General features: G+C 68.7%; 20 protein-coding genes. 8 read left to right on the top strand and 12 right to left on the bottom strand.

Translation table 11 applies throughout. The features are described 5' to 3' along the window. Positions 1-8 precede the first annotated feature (8 nt). Positions 9-1,382 (bottom strand): NAD(P)/FAD-dependent oxidoreductase, encoded by a 1,374-nt coding sequence (locus ABZ827_RS06970; RefSeq protein ID WP_357233603.1) that lies wholly within the window; start codon positions 1,380-1,382, stop codon positions 9-11. A 267-nt stretch (positions 1,383-1,649) separates the two neighbouring features. Between ABZ827_RS06970 and ABZ827_RS06965 the strand changes: the two genes are divergently transcribed. Then, positions 1,650-2,306 carry a TetR/AcrR family transcriptional regulator gene (locus tag ABZ827_RS06965; protein WP_357233601.1) on the top strand — a complete coding sequence of 219 codons (657 nt, stop codon included), beginning with the start codon at positions 1,650-1,652 and terminating at the stop codon, positions 2,304-2,306. Positions 2,307-2,315: 9 nt separating this feature from the next. On the opposite strand, the gene ABZ827_RS06960 is transcribed toward ABZ827_RS06965, so the two are convergent. Further along, the gene (locus ABZ827_RS06960) at positions 2,316-2,882 is read right to left on the bottom strand and encodes a TetR family transcriptional regulator (RefSeq protein WP_357233599.1); all 567 of its coding nucleotides are present in this window, start codon (positions 2,880-2,882) and stop codon (positions 2,316-2,318) included. Between the two features lie 90 nt (positions 2,883-2,972). On the opposite strand from ABZ827_RS06960, the gene ABZ827_RS06955 reads away from it, so the two are divergent. The 6 genes from ABZ827_RS06955 (at position 2,973) to ABZ827_RS06930 (ending at position 6,811) form a co-directional block, all read left to right on the top strand. Then, a complete protein-coding gene (locus ABZ827_RS06955) occupies positions 2,973-3,440 on the top strand; it encodes a DUF4334 domain-containing protein (protein ID WP_357233597.1) in 468 nt (155 codons plus the stop codon). A 2-nt stretch (positions 3,441-3,442) separates the two neighbouring features. Then, positions 3,443-4,531 (top strand): NAD(P)-dependent alcohol dehydrogenase, encoded by a 1,089-nt coding sequence (locus ABZ827_RS06950; protein ID WP_357233595.1) that lies wholly within the window; start codon positions 3,443-3,445, stop codon positions 4,529-4,531. 203 nt (positions 4,532-4,734) lie between these two features. After that, a complete protein-coding gene (locus ABZ827_RS06945; protein ID WP_357234574.1) occupies positions 4,735-4,968 on the top strand; it encodes an acyl carrier protein in 234 nt (77 codons plus the stop codon). A gap of 296 nt (positions 4,969-5,264) precedes the next feature. Then, positions 5,265-5,579: a hypothetical protein gene (locus ABZ827_RS06940; protein WP_357233593.1), complete on the top strand. Its 315-nt coding sequence runs from the start codon at positions 5,265-5,267 to the stop codon at positions 5,577-5,579. A 70-nt stretch (positions 5,580-5,649) separates the two neighbouring features. Beyond that, positions 5,650-6,096, top strand: coding sequence for a hypothetical protein (locus ABZ827_RS06935; protein WP_357233591.1), 447 nt, complete (start codon positions 5,650-5,652; stop codon positions 6,094-6,096). Between the two features lie 85 nt (positions 6,097-6,181). Next, positions 6,182-6,811 (top strand): DUF305 domain-containing protein, encoded by a 630-nt coding sequence (locus ABZ827_RS06930; RefSeq protein ID WP_357233589.1) that lies wholly within the window; start codon positions 6,182-6,184, stop codon positions 6,809-6,811. Positions 6,812-7,042: 231 nt separating this feature from the next. On the opposite strand, the gene ABZ827_RS06925 is transcribed toward ABZ827_RS06930, so the two are convergent. The 6 genes from ABZ827_RS06925 to ABZ827_RS06900 all read right to left on the bottom strand — a co-directional run bounded on the left by ABZ827_RS06925 (position 7,043) and on the right by ABZ827_RS06900 (position 12,409). Beyond that, positions 7,043-7,597, bottom strand: coding sequence for a TetR family transcriptional regulator (locus ABZ827_RS06925; RefSeq protein WP_357233587.1), 555 nt, complete (start codon positions 7,595-7,597; stop codon positions 7,043-7,045). Further along, a complete protein-coding gene (locus ABZ827_RS06920) occupies positions 7,594-7,917 on the bottom strand; it encodes a multidrug efflux SMR transporter (RefSeq protein WP_357233586.1) in 324 nt (107 codons plus the stop codon). The genes ABZ827_RS06925 and ABZ827_RS06920 overlap by 4 nt, the downstream gene beginning before the upstream one ends. Before the next feature lie 75 nt (positions 7,918-7,992). Further along, complete coding sequence (locus ABZ827_RS06915) at positions 7,993-8,664, bottom strand: SRPBCC family protein (protein ID WP_357233584.1); 672 nt, start codon at positions 8,662-8,664, stop codon at positions 7,993-7,995. A gap of 28 nt (positions 8,665-8,692) precedes the next feature. Next, positions 8,693-9,199, bottom strand: coding sequence for a (2Fe-2S)-binding protein (locus ABZ827_RS06910; protein WP_357233582.1), 507 nt, complete (start codon positions 9,197-9,199; stop codon positions 8,693-8,695). After that, on the bottom strand, positions 9,192-10,067 hold the full coding sequence (locus ABZ827_RS06905) for a xanthine dehydrogenase family protein subunit M (protein WP_357233581.1): 876 nt from the start codon (positions 10,065-10,067) through the stop codon (positions 9,192-9,194). The genes ABZ827_RS06910 and ABZ827_RS06905 overlap by 8 nt, the downstream gene beginning before the upstream one ends. Further along, a complete protein-coding gene (locus ABZ827_RS06900) occupies positions 10,064-12,409 on the bottom strand; it encodes a xanthine dehydrogenase family protein molybdopterin-binding subunit (RefSeq protein WP_357233579.1) in 2,346 nt (781 codons plus the stop codon). Before ABZ827_RS06900 ends, ABZ827_RS06905 begins: the two co-directional genes overlap by 4 nt. 338 nt (positions 12,410-12,747) lie before the next feature. On the opposite strand from ABZ827_RS06900, the gene ABZ827_RS06895 reads away from it, so the two are divergent. Next, complete coding sequence (locus tag ABZ827_RS06895; RefSeq protein ID WP_357233577.1) at positions 12,748-13,926, top strand: XdhC/CoxI family protein; 1,179 nt, start codon at positions 12,748-12,750, stop codon at positions 13,924-13,926. Here ABZ827_RS06895 and ABZ827_RS06890 read toward each other — a convergent pair. The 4 genes from ABZ827_RS06890 to ABZ827_RS06875 all read right to left on the bottom strand — a co-directional run bounded on the left by ABZ827_RS06890 (position 13,857) and on the right by ABZ827_RS06875 (position 16,585). Then, positions 13,857-14,429 carry a nucleotidyltransferase family protein gene (locus tag ABZ827_RS06890; RefSeq protein WP_357233575.1) on the bottom strand — a complete coding sequence of 191 codons (573 nt, stop codon included), beginning with the start codon at positions 14,427-14,429 and terminating at the stop codon, positions 13,857-13,859. The genes ABZ827_RS06895 and ABZ827_RS06890 overlap by 70 nt on opposite strands. Positions 14,430-14,434: 5 nt before the next feature. Next, entirely contained in the window at positions 14,435-15,040 is a 606-nt protein-coding gene (locus tag ABZ827_RS06885) for a QsdR family transcriptional regulator (protein ID WP_357233573.1), read from the bottom strand. Positions 15,041-15,116: 76 nt separating this feature from the next. Further along, a complete protein-coding gene (locus ABZ827_RS06880; protein WP_357233571.1) occupies positions 15,117-15,917 on the bottom strand; it encodes an ATP-binding cassette domain-containing protein in 801 nt (266 codons plus the stop codon). Next, on the bottom strand, positions 15,914-16,585 hold the full coding sequence (locus tag ABZ827_RS06875) for an FCD domain-containing protein (protein WP_357233569.1): 672 nt from the start codon (positions 16,583-16,585) through the stop codon (positions 15,914-15,916). The genes ABZ827_RS06880 and ABZ827_RS06875 overlap by 4 nt, the downstream gene beginning before the upstream one ends. Positions 16,586-16,716: the final 131 nt, after the last annotated feature.

Genomic DNA, 16,716 nt, shown 5'->3' with positions numbered 1-16,716 from the left:
TCTCCTGGTCAAGCGGTGGCGAACGGTGAAGCCGGGGGCGCGTCGGCGCGCAGGGTTGTACACGAGGTGCGGAATTCGCGGGCTGTGGCGGTGATCTCGTGCACGAGATCGCGGAGCACCGGCGCCGGGTTTCGGCGGTGCTCCCACAGGGCGCCGGCGGTGAGCCGCGCCATTCGTGCCGGTGTGTAGAGCTCGCCGGGACTCATGGTGCGGGAGAAGATCGCGGTGGTGATCGCCGCGAGATCCGGATCGGCGGTCGCGGCACGGTACAGCTCGACCTCGAGCGGGCTCATCGCCGTACCGCGGGCGAGCCGGTTGGTCCAGTGGTAGATCTCCCGGCATTCACGCACCCGGCGCTGTTCCCAGGCGGCGACGGCGCGATCCAGTCGCGGAGGGTCGTGTAGCACCGGCGCCACGTCCTCGGCCAGCAGGCGGCCGTAGTGCAGGGCGTCGCGAATGCCCTGGGCGGTCACCGGATCCTTGAAATGCCCGGAGTCGCCGGGTAACGCCCATCCCGGACCGCTCGAGCGCCGGAAGTACGAGGTGATATCGGTGGCCGAGCGCACCCGGCCCACCTGTTCACAGCCCCGGAGGCGTGCGCGCAGCGGCGGGATGCGGTCGAGCGCCGCGGCGTAGCGGCGCTCGGTATCGCCCGGCCGGAGTTTGCCGGTTTCGGCCGGTGGCTGGACCAGGCACAGCAGGAGGCCGTCGTCGCACGGGAAGGCGGTACCGAGGTCGGCCCCCTCGCGCCATTGAGCGGCGGTCGATCGCCAATCGGTCGAATTGTCCCGCCAGTACGCGAAATAACAGTCGCGGCCACTGGGTTCGGATTCGTACGGTACGTCCGCGCCGGCCAGCCGCGCCACAGTGCTGCGGCGGCCGTCGGCGCCGACCACCAGCGCGGCGCGGATCTCCCCGGTCCGGTCACCGGGGCCGGTGTAGCGGACCCCCGCGCACCGGTCACCGTCCCAGACCAGTTCGGTCACCCGGTATCCCTCGCGCACTTCCGCGCCTGCGCCGACCGCGGTGCGAACCAGCGCGTGATCGAGGCCGGTGCGGCGTACGCAGAGTGTGTAGTCGATACCGTCCACCTCGGGAAACGGTGTTTCTATCGCGTTTCCGGCGCCGGCGGCGAAGGCGTGGGTGAGTTCGGGCGCGCCGATGTCGGTGACGGCGCCGAGAGCACCCAACCGGGACAGTTCGGCGACGCCGGCCGGCCAGAGCAGATGGGTGGACAGAGTGTCGGAGGGAAACCGTGCGCTGTCCAGTACGACGACGTGGCGGCCGGCCCGTGCCAGGGTGGCCGCAGTGGCGGAACCAGCGCAGCGGGCGCCGACCACCACAACATCCGCATACTCGGCCGTGGCGGGGGAATCGGCCATGGGAACCGCCTCGGTCATCGAGTCTCGGACACTGTGTCCGATTGATGGTGCGGTGCGCGGGCCCGGTTGTCAACCATATGAGCGGCACTGTCCCGCACAGCTTTCCGCGCGGCGTCGCGGCGTGCGTCGATTCCACCGCGGCTGCCGGTGCGAACCGGGCGGTGCGGTCGCCGGCCGCGCCGGTCGGGGAGTGGCGGGCACAATGGGGCGCATGGACATTGCGAGCCGGTATCCGGGACAGCGGTCGAGCGATGCGGTGGTCGCGGTATGCCCTCGCTGACCCGCGCCCCCCGGTCCGCCCGCAAACCGGACGACGATCGCCGGGCCGAATTCGAGCAGCGGGTGCTGCGCGCGGTCGAGGATCTACTCGCCGACGGCACGCCGTTCACCGAGATCGCGGTTCAGAAGATCGCCGCGACCGCCCAGGTGGCACGGTCGACCTTCTACCGGTACTTCCCCGATAAGAGCCGGCTGCTGATCCGGATGGCGGAACTGGCGACAAGCGATCTGTTCGCCGCCGCCGAGCGCTGGTGGGCCGCCGAACACACCGATCGCGAAGCGGGTGTGCGCCGGGCCATGAGCGCGATGATCGAGGGCTTCCGCCGGCATCGCTATCTACTGCTGGCGCTGACCGAACTCTCCGCCTACGACCGCGACGTCGGCCGTTATTGGCGGGGGCGAGTTGCCGCCTTCGTCGAGTTGATGCGGGTCCGCCTCGAGGCGGACCGCGCCGCGGGCCGGGTGGCGCCCGAGGTGGATCCCGCCGCCACCGCACTGGTCCTGGCCGCCATGGTGGAGCGGTCCATCAGTACGGCGTTCGCGGTGCAGACCGGGATAACGGACGCGGAGCTGGCGACGGCGCTGGGGCGCTCCATCTGGCTCATCGTCTACGGCGACGTTCCCTCAGACGACCACCGGGCCTGACGACCTGCATCATCCGTTCGAAGGTGTCTGTTCGACCAGCCGCCGTGCGGCCAGCACAACGGCGGCTCGCTGCTCGGCGATCCGCCGGGCCGGGCCCTGGCCGGCATGGACCGCGGCGCTGCGGGCGAGTTGGGTGAGCATGCGCAACAGCGTCGATGCGGCGATATCCGTGCTGATCGTGCCGTCGCGCTGGCCGCGCCGGATCTCGGCCAGTTTGGGGTCGACGGTATGGCGCAGCACCTGCTCGATTCGCTCGTCGGCCGGTTCGAGTTCGGCCCATGCCTGGAGCCGGGAGTTCTCCGGATGCGCCAGGAAATGGTCGAACAGGCGGCCGGCGTAACCGGGTACGTCATCGGCACGCAGGGCGGTCTCGGCGGTCGTCTGCGCCGTCCACTGCTCGGTGACCGCGGCGTAGAGCTCGGATTTGCCGGGAAAGTAGGCGTAGAGGCGGTCCTTGCTCGCCTGGGCGGCAGCCGCGATCCGATTGATCCGCGCGCCGGCGATGCCGTATTCGGCGAACTCCGCCTTGGCCGCCGCGAGAATTCGTTCCCGGGTTGCCTGACCTGCCGCACGCATACCGCGGATCCTATCTTGCCGAACCAGATGGTTCGGAACTATGGTCGTTGCCGAACCGAATGGTTCGCCGAACCGGTGGATGGGACAGATATGAGCGCGGACAAACCACGGTGGCAGCAGCTGCGGGAGCTGACCGAGGGCGTTTCGGTCGAGGAACTGGACGATCTGTGGACTCGGCTGCGGCCCGCCCGGGCCGAGGAGATTCTCGGCGAATGGCGCGGCGATGCCTTCCAGACCGGCCATCCGCTGTGCCGGGCGCTGCCCAAGAGCCGCTGGTACGGCAAAACTTTCCACGCGCTCGGTGACGCCAAGCCGCTGATCTGCCGGGCCGAGGACGGCACCCTGTTCTCCGATGTCGAACTCGGTCAGGGCGAGGCGACCCTGTGGAATATCGAGTTCCGCGGTGAGGTGACCGCGACAATGGTCTACGACGGTCGCGCGGTATTCGATCACTTCAAATGGCTCGACGACACCACGCTGATGGGCATCATGAACGGTCGCCCGGAACTGGTTCTGGCCGGCGGGCAGTACTTCTACTTCCTGCTCGAGCGGGTGTAGCGGTGCGGACCACGGCCGTTCTGTCCCGTGACCCGGCGGCCCCGTTCACCGTGGAGACCGTCGATCTCGATGCCCCGCGCGACGACGAGATCCTGGTGCGCATCCAGGCCTCGGGTATCTGTCACACCGATCTCGTGAACCGGGTCGTGGGCCGGACCGACCGGCCGGTGCTACTCGGGCACGAGGGTGCCGGGATCGTCGCCGCGGTCGGCGCGGCGGTGACCGCGGTGGCGCCGGGCGACCATGTGGTGCTGACATTCCGGCACTGCGGCACGTGCCCGAATTGCGCGACCGGCCGGCCCGCCTACTGCCGGCAGTCGACCGCGCTGAACCATTTCGGACGCCGCGCCGATAGCTCCCCGCGGGTCACCGTCGGCGGCAACCCCGTGCGGGACGGTTTTTTCGGGCAATCCAGTTTCGCCGGTTACGCGCTGGCCACGGCGGACAACACCATCGTGGTCGACCCCGCGTCCGATCCGGCCGTCGTGGCATCCTTCGGCTGCGGATTCCAGACCGGCGCGGGCGCGGTACTCAACGTGCTGCGCCCGGATTCCGGGTCGTGGCTGGCGATCTACGGCGGGGGAGCGGTCGGATCCGCGGCGCTGCTGGCCGCACGGACGATCCCCGGTGTCCGCACGATCGTCGTGGAAACCGCCGCGGCGCGTCGTGCCCTGGCCGGAGAATTGGGCGCGGACCATGTCCTGGACCCGTCCGGAACCGATATCGCCGGCGCCGTCCGCGAGATCACCGGCGGGGGCGCGACCCATGCCCTCGATACCACCGGTATCCCCACTGTGCTGGCCGACGCCTTCGCGGCGCTCACCACCGGTGCGACCGTGGTCGCGGTCGGCCTCGGTTCCGGGATCCCGCCGATCGACGTGCGCGATATGGTGTTGCAGGGCAAAACCATCCGCGGCTGCCTCGAGGGCGACGCGGAGCCGGCGAGATTCATTCCGCACCTGCTCGATCTGTACGGTCGCGGACTGCTGCCGGTGGACCGGTTGGTGACCCGCTTCCACTACGCCGATATCGAAGCCGCGCTGGCCGCGCAGCACGCGGGCACAGTGGTCAAACCGGTACTGACCTGGTGATCTCATCCGCCGGACGTCCGGCCGATATCGCGGACGCCGGAATTCGGCTCCCTGACATCTGCCGGACGAAATCCGTTCTGGTGGAGAACATCCCGCAGTCTCCTCGACAGTGCATTCTGCACTGATCGATCACGAGGAGCGCCCGGCGCCCATATCTGCGACCGGTCGCGGGAACCGGGGAAAGGTCGGCCGCTGTGTCCGATATGCCGATACGCGATTACATTGCGGAGTTCTTGCGTACGCACGGTGATCTGGAGCTCGACACCATCCCGGCCGGCGCGACACTGAACGATCTGGAATTGGATTCGCTCACCGTATTGTCGCTTATCGTGCTGGTCGAGAAGGAGTACGGACTCGAGGTACCCGAGCGGGAGGTGGTCGCCGCGCGAACCTTCGCCGACCTGATGGGGCTGGTGGGGGTGACTCCGGCCCACTGACAGCCGGGCGCCGCCGGCGCGTGGCTGCCGTGATCCGGTCGCCGGTGTATCGCAACGGACCGGTGACCAGCGACCCGGGTACCGCGGATCTGGTTGCCGATCGAATGCTGTAGAGCGACAGGCACAGCGTGTCGCATCGATGACACGCCGCGTTTTCAGGCGGTGACCAGAGGAAATCGGCGAGTCTCACCCCATTGCGACCCCGATTGCGCTTCAATATCCGGTCGGGTCCATCTTTACGGAAACGGCATTCGTCCACCACCGGATACATCGTCATCCGAGAGGGGCACGACCAGATGAGCATGATCCTCACCGCACTGCAGGACGGCGTACCGGCGTTGCACGACAGCTACACGGTGCTCGCCCAGCTCGGCAATCCCACTCCGGAACCACCGCCACTGTCCGACAAGATCACCCAGATGACCCAGTACCTGACGTGGTTCGTCCTGCTCTCGGGCGTCACCTCGATCGTGTTCGGGGGTGGCAAGTTCGCCTGGGAGAAGTGGAACGGTGGCTCGCTGACCGCACCGAAGCAGATCGCGGGCGCGATGATGGGCGGCGCGGTCGCCACCAGTGCGGGAACGATCATGAACGCGGTGATGGGCGGCTGACGGAGCTGCCGGCGGGTGCACCGGCCTGCCGTGGCGCTACAGCAACAACCGGGCTGCTAGATTCGGCCCGGTGCAGTCCGGTCTCGCGGGAACACTCGTGCGTTGGTTGCTGCCGGCCTTCTTGGCGGTGGCGCTGCTGGGCATGCATCATCTTCCCGCCGCCGATGAGGGTGGTGTCGTGTCTGCGGGGCACCACGCTGATCTGCGGCCCGATGCGGCCGCGGGCCCGCCGGTAGCGCAGCCCGGCGGTTCGCACTGTTGCACGGTGTCGTCGTTGCCCACGGTGGAGCCGCGCGACCCGTCCGGCGGTCACGGTAGCGGTCACGAACTGCTGCATCTGTGCCTGGCGGTGCTGGCCGCATTGGCGGGGATCGTCCTGGCCTTGTTCGCCGCCGCCTGGAGTCCGGCCGGATCCAATCGGGGCTCGGCGGCCCCGCGTTCGCCACCGGTTTTCTGCGCGCGACCCCCGCCACCGCAATCTCGTCGCCTGGCCGCCCTGGGTGTGCTGCGGCTGTGACGAACGCCCGCCGGGCCCGGCCGATCCGGGCCGCGGCGCTGCTTCGTCAGTCGCAACGGACCGATACCCAGGAGAAAAAGTAATCATGACCAGGAAGTCTCTGACCTCGACCGCCTTCGCGATCCTCAGCTCGGTCGCCGTTCTCACCGGTTGTGGTGACGATGCCGCCGAGCACGGCAGTCACCCGGCGACCGACGGCGGTTCCGCACCCGCGGCCACGAGCCCGTCGGTCTCGACGCCGGTGTCCGGCGAGCACAACGAAGCGGATATCCGCTTCGCGCAGGAGATGATCCCGCATCATCGCCAGGCTGTGGCGATGGCCGCCCTCGTGCCGTCGCATTCGACCGACCCCCGAGTGGTCGATCTGGCCGCCCGCATCCAGCAGGCGCAGGATCCCGAGATCGCGGCGATGACCGGCTGGCTGGAAGCCTGGGGCGCCCCGGTACCCGAGGACTCCGGTCATTCCGGAACCGATCACGGCGCCATGCCCGGAATGATGAGCACAGAGCAGATGGCCGAACTCGAAGCGGCCGAGGGCGCGGAATTCGACCGGATGTGGCTGACGATGATGATCGACCACCACGAGGGCGCGGTGCAGATGGCACGTACCGAGCTGGCCGAGGGCACCGATCCACAGGCGCGGGTGACGGCCCAGCAGATCATCGACGCTCAGCAGTCGGAGATCCAGGAGATGCGGGCGATGCTGGAAAGCTGACCCGTGACCGGTGGCCCGGCTCCGCGTAAGCGGCGCCGGGCCACCGGCTGCTCGGTGCCGGCCGGTTCCAGGTCCTTCGCCGGCGGCGACTCCGGCGCGTAGGCCTGCTCACAGCACCGCGCGAACCGGCGCGGTGAGCCCGGCCCGCAGCTTCTCCGGCGGCCACGGATCACTCGCGGTCTGCCGCAGGTAGGCCATATCCGCTGGTTTTCGGCGGTTGCCGGAACCTCGTCAGGTGTCGGTTGTCGTTCCAGCGAGGCGGGCGAGGGCGGCGATCGGCGCGGTCAGCGCGGTGGTGTCCAGAGTGGAATCACTCGAGAGCGCATGCAGCAGAGTTCCGTCGAGGTACACCGCGATGGCCCGGGCGGCGGTGGGGCCGGTGTGCGGGGTGAGGATCTCGACCAGGCCCTCGAACCAGACCCGGGCCAGCGGGCGCAGTTCGGGATGCCGGGTGGCGGCGAGGTAGAGCTCGTTGACGGTGAGTATCCGCTCCGGCTCGGCGAGACAGTCGGCGGTGAGCGCGGCCAGCGTCGCGGGCAGGTCGTCACTCGCTGCCAGTTCCCCGGCCCAGTCCGCCAGCGCCGCCCGGGTGGCCTCGGCGGTCTCGGCCAGCGCGGTCTCGGTGAGATCGGACAGATCGGCGAAATAATAGGTCGTCGATCCGACGGGCACTCCGGCCTCGGCCGCCACCAAGCGATGGGTGAGCCCGCCGATCCCGTAGCGCGGAATCAGGGCGCGGGCGGCGTCGAGGATGCGCCGGCGCCGGTGCGGATCCCGGGGTGTCAATGCGCGCCCGCCAGGTTGAGGGTGACCACACCGGCGACGACCAGCGCCACTCCCGTGATCTTGGCCGGGCCGAGCGATTCGCCGAGGAACAGCGCGCCGACGATGACGATCAGTGTGGTACCCAAGCCGGACCAGAGGGCGTAGGCGAAGCCGACCTGCATCCCACGCGAGATGGCCTGAGCCAGGAGTACGAATGCGACGGCGTACGCGGTGAGCGAGGCCACTGTCGGCCAGAGTCTGGTGAAGCCCTCGGTGGCCTTGAGCAGGCTGGTTCCGATGATTTCGGCCACGATGGCCAGCCCGAGCATTACCAGTGCCATGACCGTTCCTCCGTAATGTGTACGTTTGTCCATGTACAAATGTACACATTACGAAGGAGGCGGTGACCGCCTTGTCTACTCGGCGCCGGAGCGACGGTTGCGGGTCAGCAGGAACAGGATCACCAGAACCGCGGCACCCAGCGCGAGCGCCAACTGACGATTGGTGGAGATTCCGGCGGCCGCCATCAGATCGATGGGCTCGGCACCGGGCCGTGGGGCGATAGGAGTCGCCGCGGCCGGTTCGGGGGCGGTGGCAGCGGGCTCGGTGGTCGCAGCGGTTTCGGGTTCGGCGGCCCCCGGTGCCGAGGAGGTGATCTCCGCGGCGAGATTATCGGCGAAGGTGCCGATGAGCGAGCCCGCTACATCGGCGAGCGCACCGCGGCCGAACTGGGCCGGCTTACCGGTGATCGCCAGATCGGTGTCGACGAAAACATCGGTGATACCGCCGGATTCGACCAGCCGGCAGGTGATCACCGCCTTCGCGGTGCCGTTGCCGCGGGTTTCGCGCCCGCCGCCCTCGAGCACGGCGACCTTGGCGTCCACGTCCTGGGACAGGATTTTGATGACGCCGTTGTACGTGAGGCCCACCGGCCCCAGTTTCACCTTGATCTTGCCGTGGAAATCGTCGCCTTCCCGGGACGTGAGGGTTGCCCCCGGGACGCAGGGCGCCAGCCGCTCGAGGTCGAGCAGGACCGGCCACGCGTCCTCGGCGGGCACGGGGATCTGGAAGGTGTTCTCGAGTTTCATTCGCGGTCCTTGGCTTCGGTGTGCCGGTTCACGCCTGCGGGGTCGCGGGTGCTTCGGCTTCGGCGTTGATCGTGGTGGCGGCGTCGCGGACGGCCCGGATGATGCCCTGATACCCGGTGCACCGGCAGACATTGCCGGACAACGCCTCGCGGATCTCGTCGTCGTCGGGATCGGGGTTCTCGTCGAGGAAGGCGGTGGCGGATACGACGAACCCCGGGGTGCAGAAACCGCATTGCAGACCGTGGTGGTCGCGGAATGCCTGCTGCACCGGCGAGAGCCGGCCGTCCGGGGTGGCCAGGCCCTCGACAGTTGTCACCTCGGCGCCGTCGGCCTGCACCGCGAAGACCAGGCAGGCCCGCACCGCCGCACCGTCGAGCAGCACCGAACAGGCGCCACACACCCCGTGCTCACAACCGAGGTGGGTGCCGGTGAGACCGCAGGTCTCGCGCAGGTAGTCGGCCAGGGTGCGGCGCGGTGGAATCCGGTCCCGCCGCTCGACCCCGTTGATCACCACCGAGATCTCGATATCAGTCATTGCTCGCCTCCTCTACCGCGCGGGTCCAGGCCCGCGCGACCATAACCGCCCCGATCCGGCGCCGGTAATCGGCGGAACCGTGAATATCGGCGGGAACAGAGTTCAGGGCCGCGGTCGCGGATCGGCCGACCTCGGCGGGATCGATTTCGGTGACCGCCCGGCCGATCACCTCGGATTCGGCCGTGGCCGCCCGCAACGGGGTCGGGGCCAGGCCGAACAATCCGAGAGCGATCTGCTCCACTCGGGAGTCCGCATCCAGCCGCACCGCGACCGCCGCTCCGGCCATCGCGAAATCACCGGCCCGGCGGGCGAATTCCTCGATCGCGAAACCGGTACGTCCCCGCCACACCGGGAAGGTGATTCCGGTGAGCAGTTCATCGGGTTCCATTGCGGTGCTCCACATACCCGTGAAGTAATCCGCCGCGGCGATATCGCGTCTGCCCCGGGGGGACAGGGTGTGCATCTGTGCGTCGAGCGCGAGGGCGACCACCGGGTATTCACCGGCGGCATCGGCGTGGGCGATGGCGCCGCCGATGGTGCCCCGGTTGCGGATCTGGAAATGGCCGATCAGCGGCGTCGCCCGGTGCAGTAGCGGCACCTCGCGGCGGACCTCCGCCGAGCGGCCGACGGCGGCGTGCGTGGTCCCGGCGCCGATCCACACCGAATCGCCGCGGGTCTCGATACCGCGCAGTTCGTCGAGGCGGCGCAGATCGACCAGATGGTCGAAAACGGCGAGTCGCAGGGCCAGCATCGGCACGAGGCTCTGCCCGCCGGCAATGATCTTGGCTTCGTCGCCCAGATCCGCCAGCAGCGCTACCGCTTCGTCCGCGGTGGCCGGGGCGTGATAGTCGAAGGCCGCGGGTTTCATGCTGTCACCTCCGGATCACCGCTCGCGCGGGCCGCATCGATCATGGCCACGATTCGGGCCGGGGACAGGGGGAGCCGGTCGATCTGGATATCGAACGGTGCGAGCGCGTCGGCGACGGCATTGAGTACCGCGGGTGTCGAACCGATCGCACCGCCCTCACCGACGCCCTTGAACCCGCCCGGACCGGAACTCGGAGTTTCGACGTGGCCGAGTTCGATCACCGGGACCTCGGTCGCGGTGGGCAGCAGATAGTCCAGGAACGTCGTGGCGACCGGGTTGCCGTCGTCGTCATAGGCCAGATGTTCGAACAGCGCGCCTCCGATGCCCTGGACGGTGCCGCCGTAGATCTGGCCCTCCACCACATTGGGATTGATCATCGGTCCGACGTCCTCGCTGACGATGAACCGCAGCAATTTCACGTGGCCGGTTTCGATATCGACCTCGCAGGTGCACACGTGACTGGCATTCGCCCAGATCATCATCTGATCGGCGCGGTGCCGGCCGGTCGCCTCGAGACCCGGCGCGACGCCCGGCGGCAACAGTTCGGTCTGGTAGTACGCGATATGGGCGATTTCGGCGAGCGAGAGCGATTTATCCGTCCCCGCGACCCCCGCGCGGCCGTCCGCGAACTCGACATCCTCGACTGCCGCGCCCAGCTGGTTCGCCGCGATGGCGATGATCCGCTCGCGCAGTATCCCCGCGGTCTGGGCGATGGCACCGGCTGCCATGGAACCGGATCGGCTGCCGTTCGTACCACCGCCCTGGGGAGCCACCGCGGTATCACCCTGGATGGTCTGCACATCGGCGATATCCACACCGAGCGCGTCGGCGGTCAGCTGGACGGCGGTGGTTTCCAGGCTGTTTCCGGCGGATCCGCCCGAAAGGTAGACGTTCACCTTGCCGGTTGCCGAGATCCGGATGGTCGCGCCCTCGGTGCTCAGGAACGGGGTGCTGCCGGCGGTCGGCTCGACATAGGTGCAGGTTCCGACGCCCAGGTAGCGGCCCTCGGTGCGGGCCCTGGCCTGTTCGGCGCGGAAGGCGTCGTAGTCCAGGATCTGCAGGGCCTGCTCGAAGGTTTCGAGGGGGGAGGCGTCGGAGTAGGGCATGCCGTTCGGGTTGGCGACCGGCATTTCCTTGTGGCTGAGCATGTTACGTCGCCGCAGCTCGACCGGATCCAGCCCGAGCCGCCGGGCCGCGGTGTCCAGCAGCAGCTCGCGCGATACCGATTCGAACTGCCAGGGACCGCGATAGGCGACCCGGCCCACCGTATTCGAGTAGTACGAGGCGGTGCTGAATCCGGCCTCCGGTATCCGGTACGGCCCGGGGAACAGCATGCCGACCGCGATCGATGAGGTGAGCGGCGACGGGATCGGGTACGCGCCCACGTTCTGCACGTGATCGATGGTGGCGGCCAGGATGCGGCCGTCGTCGTCGAAGGCCATGGCTACTTCGCCGTGTTCGTGGCGGGCCGCCCCGGCCGCCATCAGATTCTCCTGCCGGTCCTCGATCCACTTCACGGCGTTGCGCACCGTGCGGGCCGCGAGCATCACGCAGGTTTCCTCGCGCTGCGGCGCCACCTTCTGCCCGAATCCACCGCCGGTATCGCGGACGATGACCCGGACCCGGTGTTCGTCGATCCCCAGCAGGCGGGCGCAGAATCCGCGCACCTCGTGGGGTGATTGGGTGGAGGTCCAGATCGTCATCTCGCCGGTGGGCGCGGTCCATTCCGCGATCACCCCGCGGGTTTCGAGGGGGACCGGGGCATAGGCCTGCTGGTGAATCGTCTGGCGCACCACATGAGGTGCCGCGTCGAGTACCGGGGCGAGATCGGCCGGCGCCCTTCCGGCGAGGCCTCCCGCGGAGTTGCCGGCATGTTCGGCGTGGACGAGTTCTGTCGCGGTGCCGGCGGTTTCGTAGTCGACCACGGGGTCGAGCGGATCGTAATCGACCACGACCAGTTCGGCGGCGTCCTCGGCGATATAGCGATCGGCCGCGAGCACCAGTGCCACCGGGTCGCCGACGAACCGGACCTCGCCCTCGGCCAGTGGCGGCCGCGGCACTTCCGGGAAGCCGGGTGTATCGAGGGCGTAGGAGATCTCGGTGACGAGCGGGTTCAGTTCGGCGGCGGTGTATACGGCCACCACGCCGTCGAGTGCGGCGGCTTCGCTGCAATCGATTCCGGTGATCCGGGCGCGGGCCAGCGGGCTGCGCACGAAGCAGGCGTGCAGCATACCGGGCCTGGTGACGTCGTCGACGAAGGTGCCCGCTCCGGTGAGCAGGCGTAGATCCTCGATCCGGGGGACGCGAGCGCCGACCGCGGTCGTTTTCTCCGTTGTACTCATCGTCGGCTCCGTCGCGTCGGGGTATGTGGTGTGGCGCTGCGAGACAGCCTGATTCGACCCATCCGGCCGTTCCTCCGTTCGCGGGTGTCGCGGGTGCCGGGTGCGGGCGCCCGAAACGTAGTGTGCGGCCCCGGATCCGCCGCGCCGGCGCTCCTGTCGGCGGCACGGGTGTTCCGGGGGCTGGCACGCCGATGCTGAGCACTTGTTTAGCATCGGCGCGACAGCGGTGTCAATACAGGATATGTCGACTTCAAGAATTCCAATGTCGATTTGCGGAAGTGGTATTCTCGCATGTTGTCCGTGGTTTTCCGAGCGCTGCCGCGGCGAGGAGGTGGAGTATGCGCGATCTGGCTGCGCACCTGGCCGGGTGGCACGCCGAGGGCGTCGAGTACGCACTGGCGACGGTGGTGGGTATCCGCGGAAGCGCACCCCTGCCGCTCGGCGCGAGTATGGCAGTGGCCGCCTCGGGCGCCGTTCGCGGCAGCCTCTCCGGTGGCTGTGTCGAGGGAGCCGTGTACGACCTGTGCACCGCGGTGCTGGCCTCGGGGGTACCCGCCCGCCAGAGCTTCGGATTCAGTGATTCCGACGCGTTCGCGGTCGGTCTCACCTGCGGAGGTGAACTCGAGATCTTCGTACAGCGGGTGACCGCCGCCGATTTCCCGGTCGTCGAGGTCGCACTGGACCCTTCCGCGACGGTCGCGCTGGCCCGGGACCTCGCGACCGGGGCGATGACGGCCGTGACGTCCCGCTCCGTGTTGTGTTCCGACGGTCACCGGTCGGAACCGGTGATCACGCAGGCGCGCGCCATGCTCGAGCAGGGGAGTACCGGGGTATGCACGATCGGGTGTGGGCGTTCGGCCCGAGAGGTGTTCGTCCAGTCCTTCGCCGCGCCTCCGCGGATGATCGTCTTCGGCGCCAACGTTTTCGCGGCCGCACTGTGCCGGGTGGGGCGGCTGCTGGGGTATCGCGTCACGGTCTGCGAGGCCCGGCCGGCCTTCGCCGATCGCGCGCGGCAACCGGAAGCCGACGAGGTGGTCGCGGACTGGCCACACCGCTACCTCCGTGAGACCGAGGTGGATTCGCGGACGGTGCTGTGTGTGCTGACCCATGATCCGAAATTCGATATCCCGGTCCTGGTCGAGGCGTTGCGGCTACCGGTCGCCTATGTGGGTGCGATGGGGTCGCGTCGGGCCGACGCCGAGCGACGTGCCCGGCTGCGGGAGGCCGGGGTCACCGCGGCGGAACTGTCCCGGCTCCATTCTCCGATCGGGCTCGAATTGGGTGGGCGTACACCGGAGGAGACAGCCGTCGCGATCGGTGCGGAGATCATCGCATTGCGCCACGGTGGATCGGCCCGCTCACTATCGGGAACCACACGGCCGATCCATGCCCCGGAGCGCGCGCAATACGTGGAGCCGGGGCCGGCCGAACCGGTCCGGTTCGGGGATCACCGGATCAGGTCCTGCGGGGTGTCGACATCGTCGGGGGAGCCGGTGTCCTCGCACGGTACGTACTGAACCAATTCGGGATTGGCGGCCAGGAACTCGCGGGCGCCGATATCTCCGACGGCGGTCGCGGCCACTGCCGCGAAGTATTCGGACCCGATCAGCACCGGATGTCCGGACCGGTCGCCGTAGGCGGCGACGGCGACGCGCCCACCGCAATCGAGCAGCCGGCGGACGGATTCGGGGCCGAGCCACGGCATATCGACCGGAACCACCACCGCGGCGTTCTCGCGTACCGCGCGCAATCCGGTCGTCAGGGAGGAGCCCATTCCGCCCGCCCACTCGTGGTTGTGCACCACGACGGCCCCGTCCACCTGCAACCCCACCGCCCCCGAGACCACCAGTACCCGTTCACACCCTCCGTCGCGCAGCAGCCGCACCGCGCGGTCGACGAGGCGTTCCCCTTCGAACAGCACCTCGGCCTTGGGCCTGCCGAACCGGCGGCCGGCGCCGGCGGCGAGTACTACTCCCGCGGCCTCCGTACGCGGCCCTCCGGTATCCCTGTCCGAGTTCATAGCGTCTACTCCTGTGGCGGATCTATTCCCAGCAGTGCGGTCTGTACCTGGTGGAGCCGGTCGACATCGCCCCGGAGGCCGGTCACGTTGTCGTGGTACAGGAATGCTTCCCCCAGCCGTACCAGGGAATACGCGAGCAGGGAACGTTCCAGTTGCGGGACGTAACCGTCCTGTTCCTCGGCGCGGATGATGAGCCGCTCGACCGCGACCAGGATCCGCGGCTGGACCGGGCCGTCGCTGGAGGTGAGAATCCGCAGACCGGCCAGCGGTTCGTTCTCGAAATAGCGCCGGAACGGTTCGTTACCGGCCATCCAGCGGTTCACCCGGTCGAGCACGCTCAGGATGCGCCGGGCGCCGGCATCACGGCGACGGGCATCCGCGCGTTCGATGAGGGATTCGAATTCTCCGGCCAGTACGGCGCCGAGTACGCCGTCGCGGGAACCGAACCAGCGGTAGATCGAGGCGCGGCTCAGTTTGAGCTGGGCGGCGATGGCCTGGACGTCGACCCGTTCGCCGGCCAGGAACGCCTGCCGGGCCAGGGCGACGACTTCTTCACGGGTGGCCGAGGCCGGGCGGCCGGGCGGTCGGGAGGTGCGGCTGGCTGTGGTCACCCCATTACGATACACACAATCTTTAATGTATCTAAACCGGAAATTTCGGCCACCGTCCGGGCCCCGAGTGTAGAGCTCACCCCACCGGCTGGTGTACCGGGGACCGCGCGGACCAGCGGCCGCCCTCCCGGCCGACGCGAACAGGATGGTCGAACGTGGCGGAAATACTTGCCGTGGTGATCGTTTCGCCGGCCGGGCCGGCGGCGACGGTTCGCCCATCGGCGATCAACAGCGCGTGAGTGGTCGTGGTCGGCAGTTCCTCGAGGTGGTGGGTCACCAGGACGGAAGCGAGATCGGGAAGCGTGCGGTCCAAGGCGTCGATCGTATGCAGCAACTGTTCGCGTGCGGCGACATCCAGGCCGGTGGTCGGCTCGTCGAGCAGTAGTAGCCGCGGGGCGGTGATCAGTGCCCGGGCGATGAGTGTCCGTCCCCGTTCGCCCTGGGACAGGGTGGACCAGCGTCGCTCCGCTTTATCCGCCATACCGACGGCATCGAGCGCCTCGGTGGCGGCGGCTGCCTCCGACGGTCGCGGCGACCAGCGCATCGGGGTGTCGACCGTACCGGTGAGCCCGGTGAGTGCGACCTCGTGCGCTGTCAGCGGCGATCGTAGCGGGTGCCGCGGATTGACATGCCCGATCGAGCGCCGCAGTTTCTGCAGTTCCACCCGCCCGAGCTGCTCCCCGAGGACCCGGACGGTACCGCCGGTGGGATGGGTGAGCGCACCGCAGAAACCGAGCAGGGTACTTTTCCCCGCACCGTTCGGGCCGAGCAGCGCCCAGTGCTCGCCGGCGCGGACGGTCAGCGAGATACCGTCGATGATCTGATTGCCGTCACGCCGGAAGGTGACGTCGGTCAGTTCCAGAACGGCCGTGCTCACGTGAAGGCCTCCTTGATCGCTTGTAGATGGGTGCGGCTGTGGGTGGCCGCGGCCTCGGGATCACGCGCGGCGATCGCGTCGGCGAGCCGCTCGTGCGCGGCATGGTCCTCGTCCGGTGCGGGCATCGGTCGAATATTCAACATATCGATCATCGCGGTCCTGGAACGGGGGAGGAACGTGTCGAAGAGCTGGGTCAGGATGTCGTTGTGGGCGGCCACGATCACGGCACGATGGAACGCCGTATCGGCATCGACGAGTCCGGGGACCGTCCGGCTCTCGGTCGCCCGGACCGTCAGAGCCCGTCGGATGGCCCGGAGGTCCGCGGGGGTGCGTCGTTCGGCGGCCAGTGCCGCGGCTTCCGCCTCGATGGCGATACGTGCCTCGAGTACCGAGGCGATGGTGGACCGCCGCAGCACGATATCCCAGTCGTCGGGAACATCCAGTGCCGTCACGAACACGCCCGCGCCCTGCCGGCTGGCCAGAACGCCTCTGCCCGCGAGGACACGTACGGCCTCGCGCAGCGTCGAACGGCCCACACCCAACTGGGCGGCCAGCGTCGTCTCGCCGGGCAGTCGATGCCCGAGCGGCCATTCGCCCGCCCGGATGCGTTCGAGCAGTAGATCCGCGGCTTGTTCGGCCAGCGGATGGCGTCGCACCTGCACAACCATTTCAACCTCGCTACTTGTCTGAGGAGTCGTGTACAGTCTGCCATATGTCGCAGCAGCTGCTCCTCGGCCGCCACGGCGGGGCCTGACCGATCGGCCGCCCCGCCGTGGGGTTGTCGTCGGCCGATCACCGT

It is taken from the genome of Nocardia sp. NPDC019395 (genome assembly GCF_040632335.1).
GTDB lineage: Bacteria > Actinomycetota > Actinomycetes > Mycobacteriales > Mycobacteriaceae > Nocardia.
Note: the sequence above shows the minus strand (reverse complement) of the source record. Positions and strands in the feature narration are given on the sequence as shown.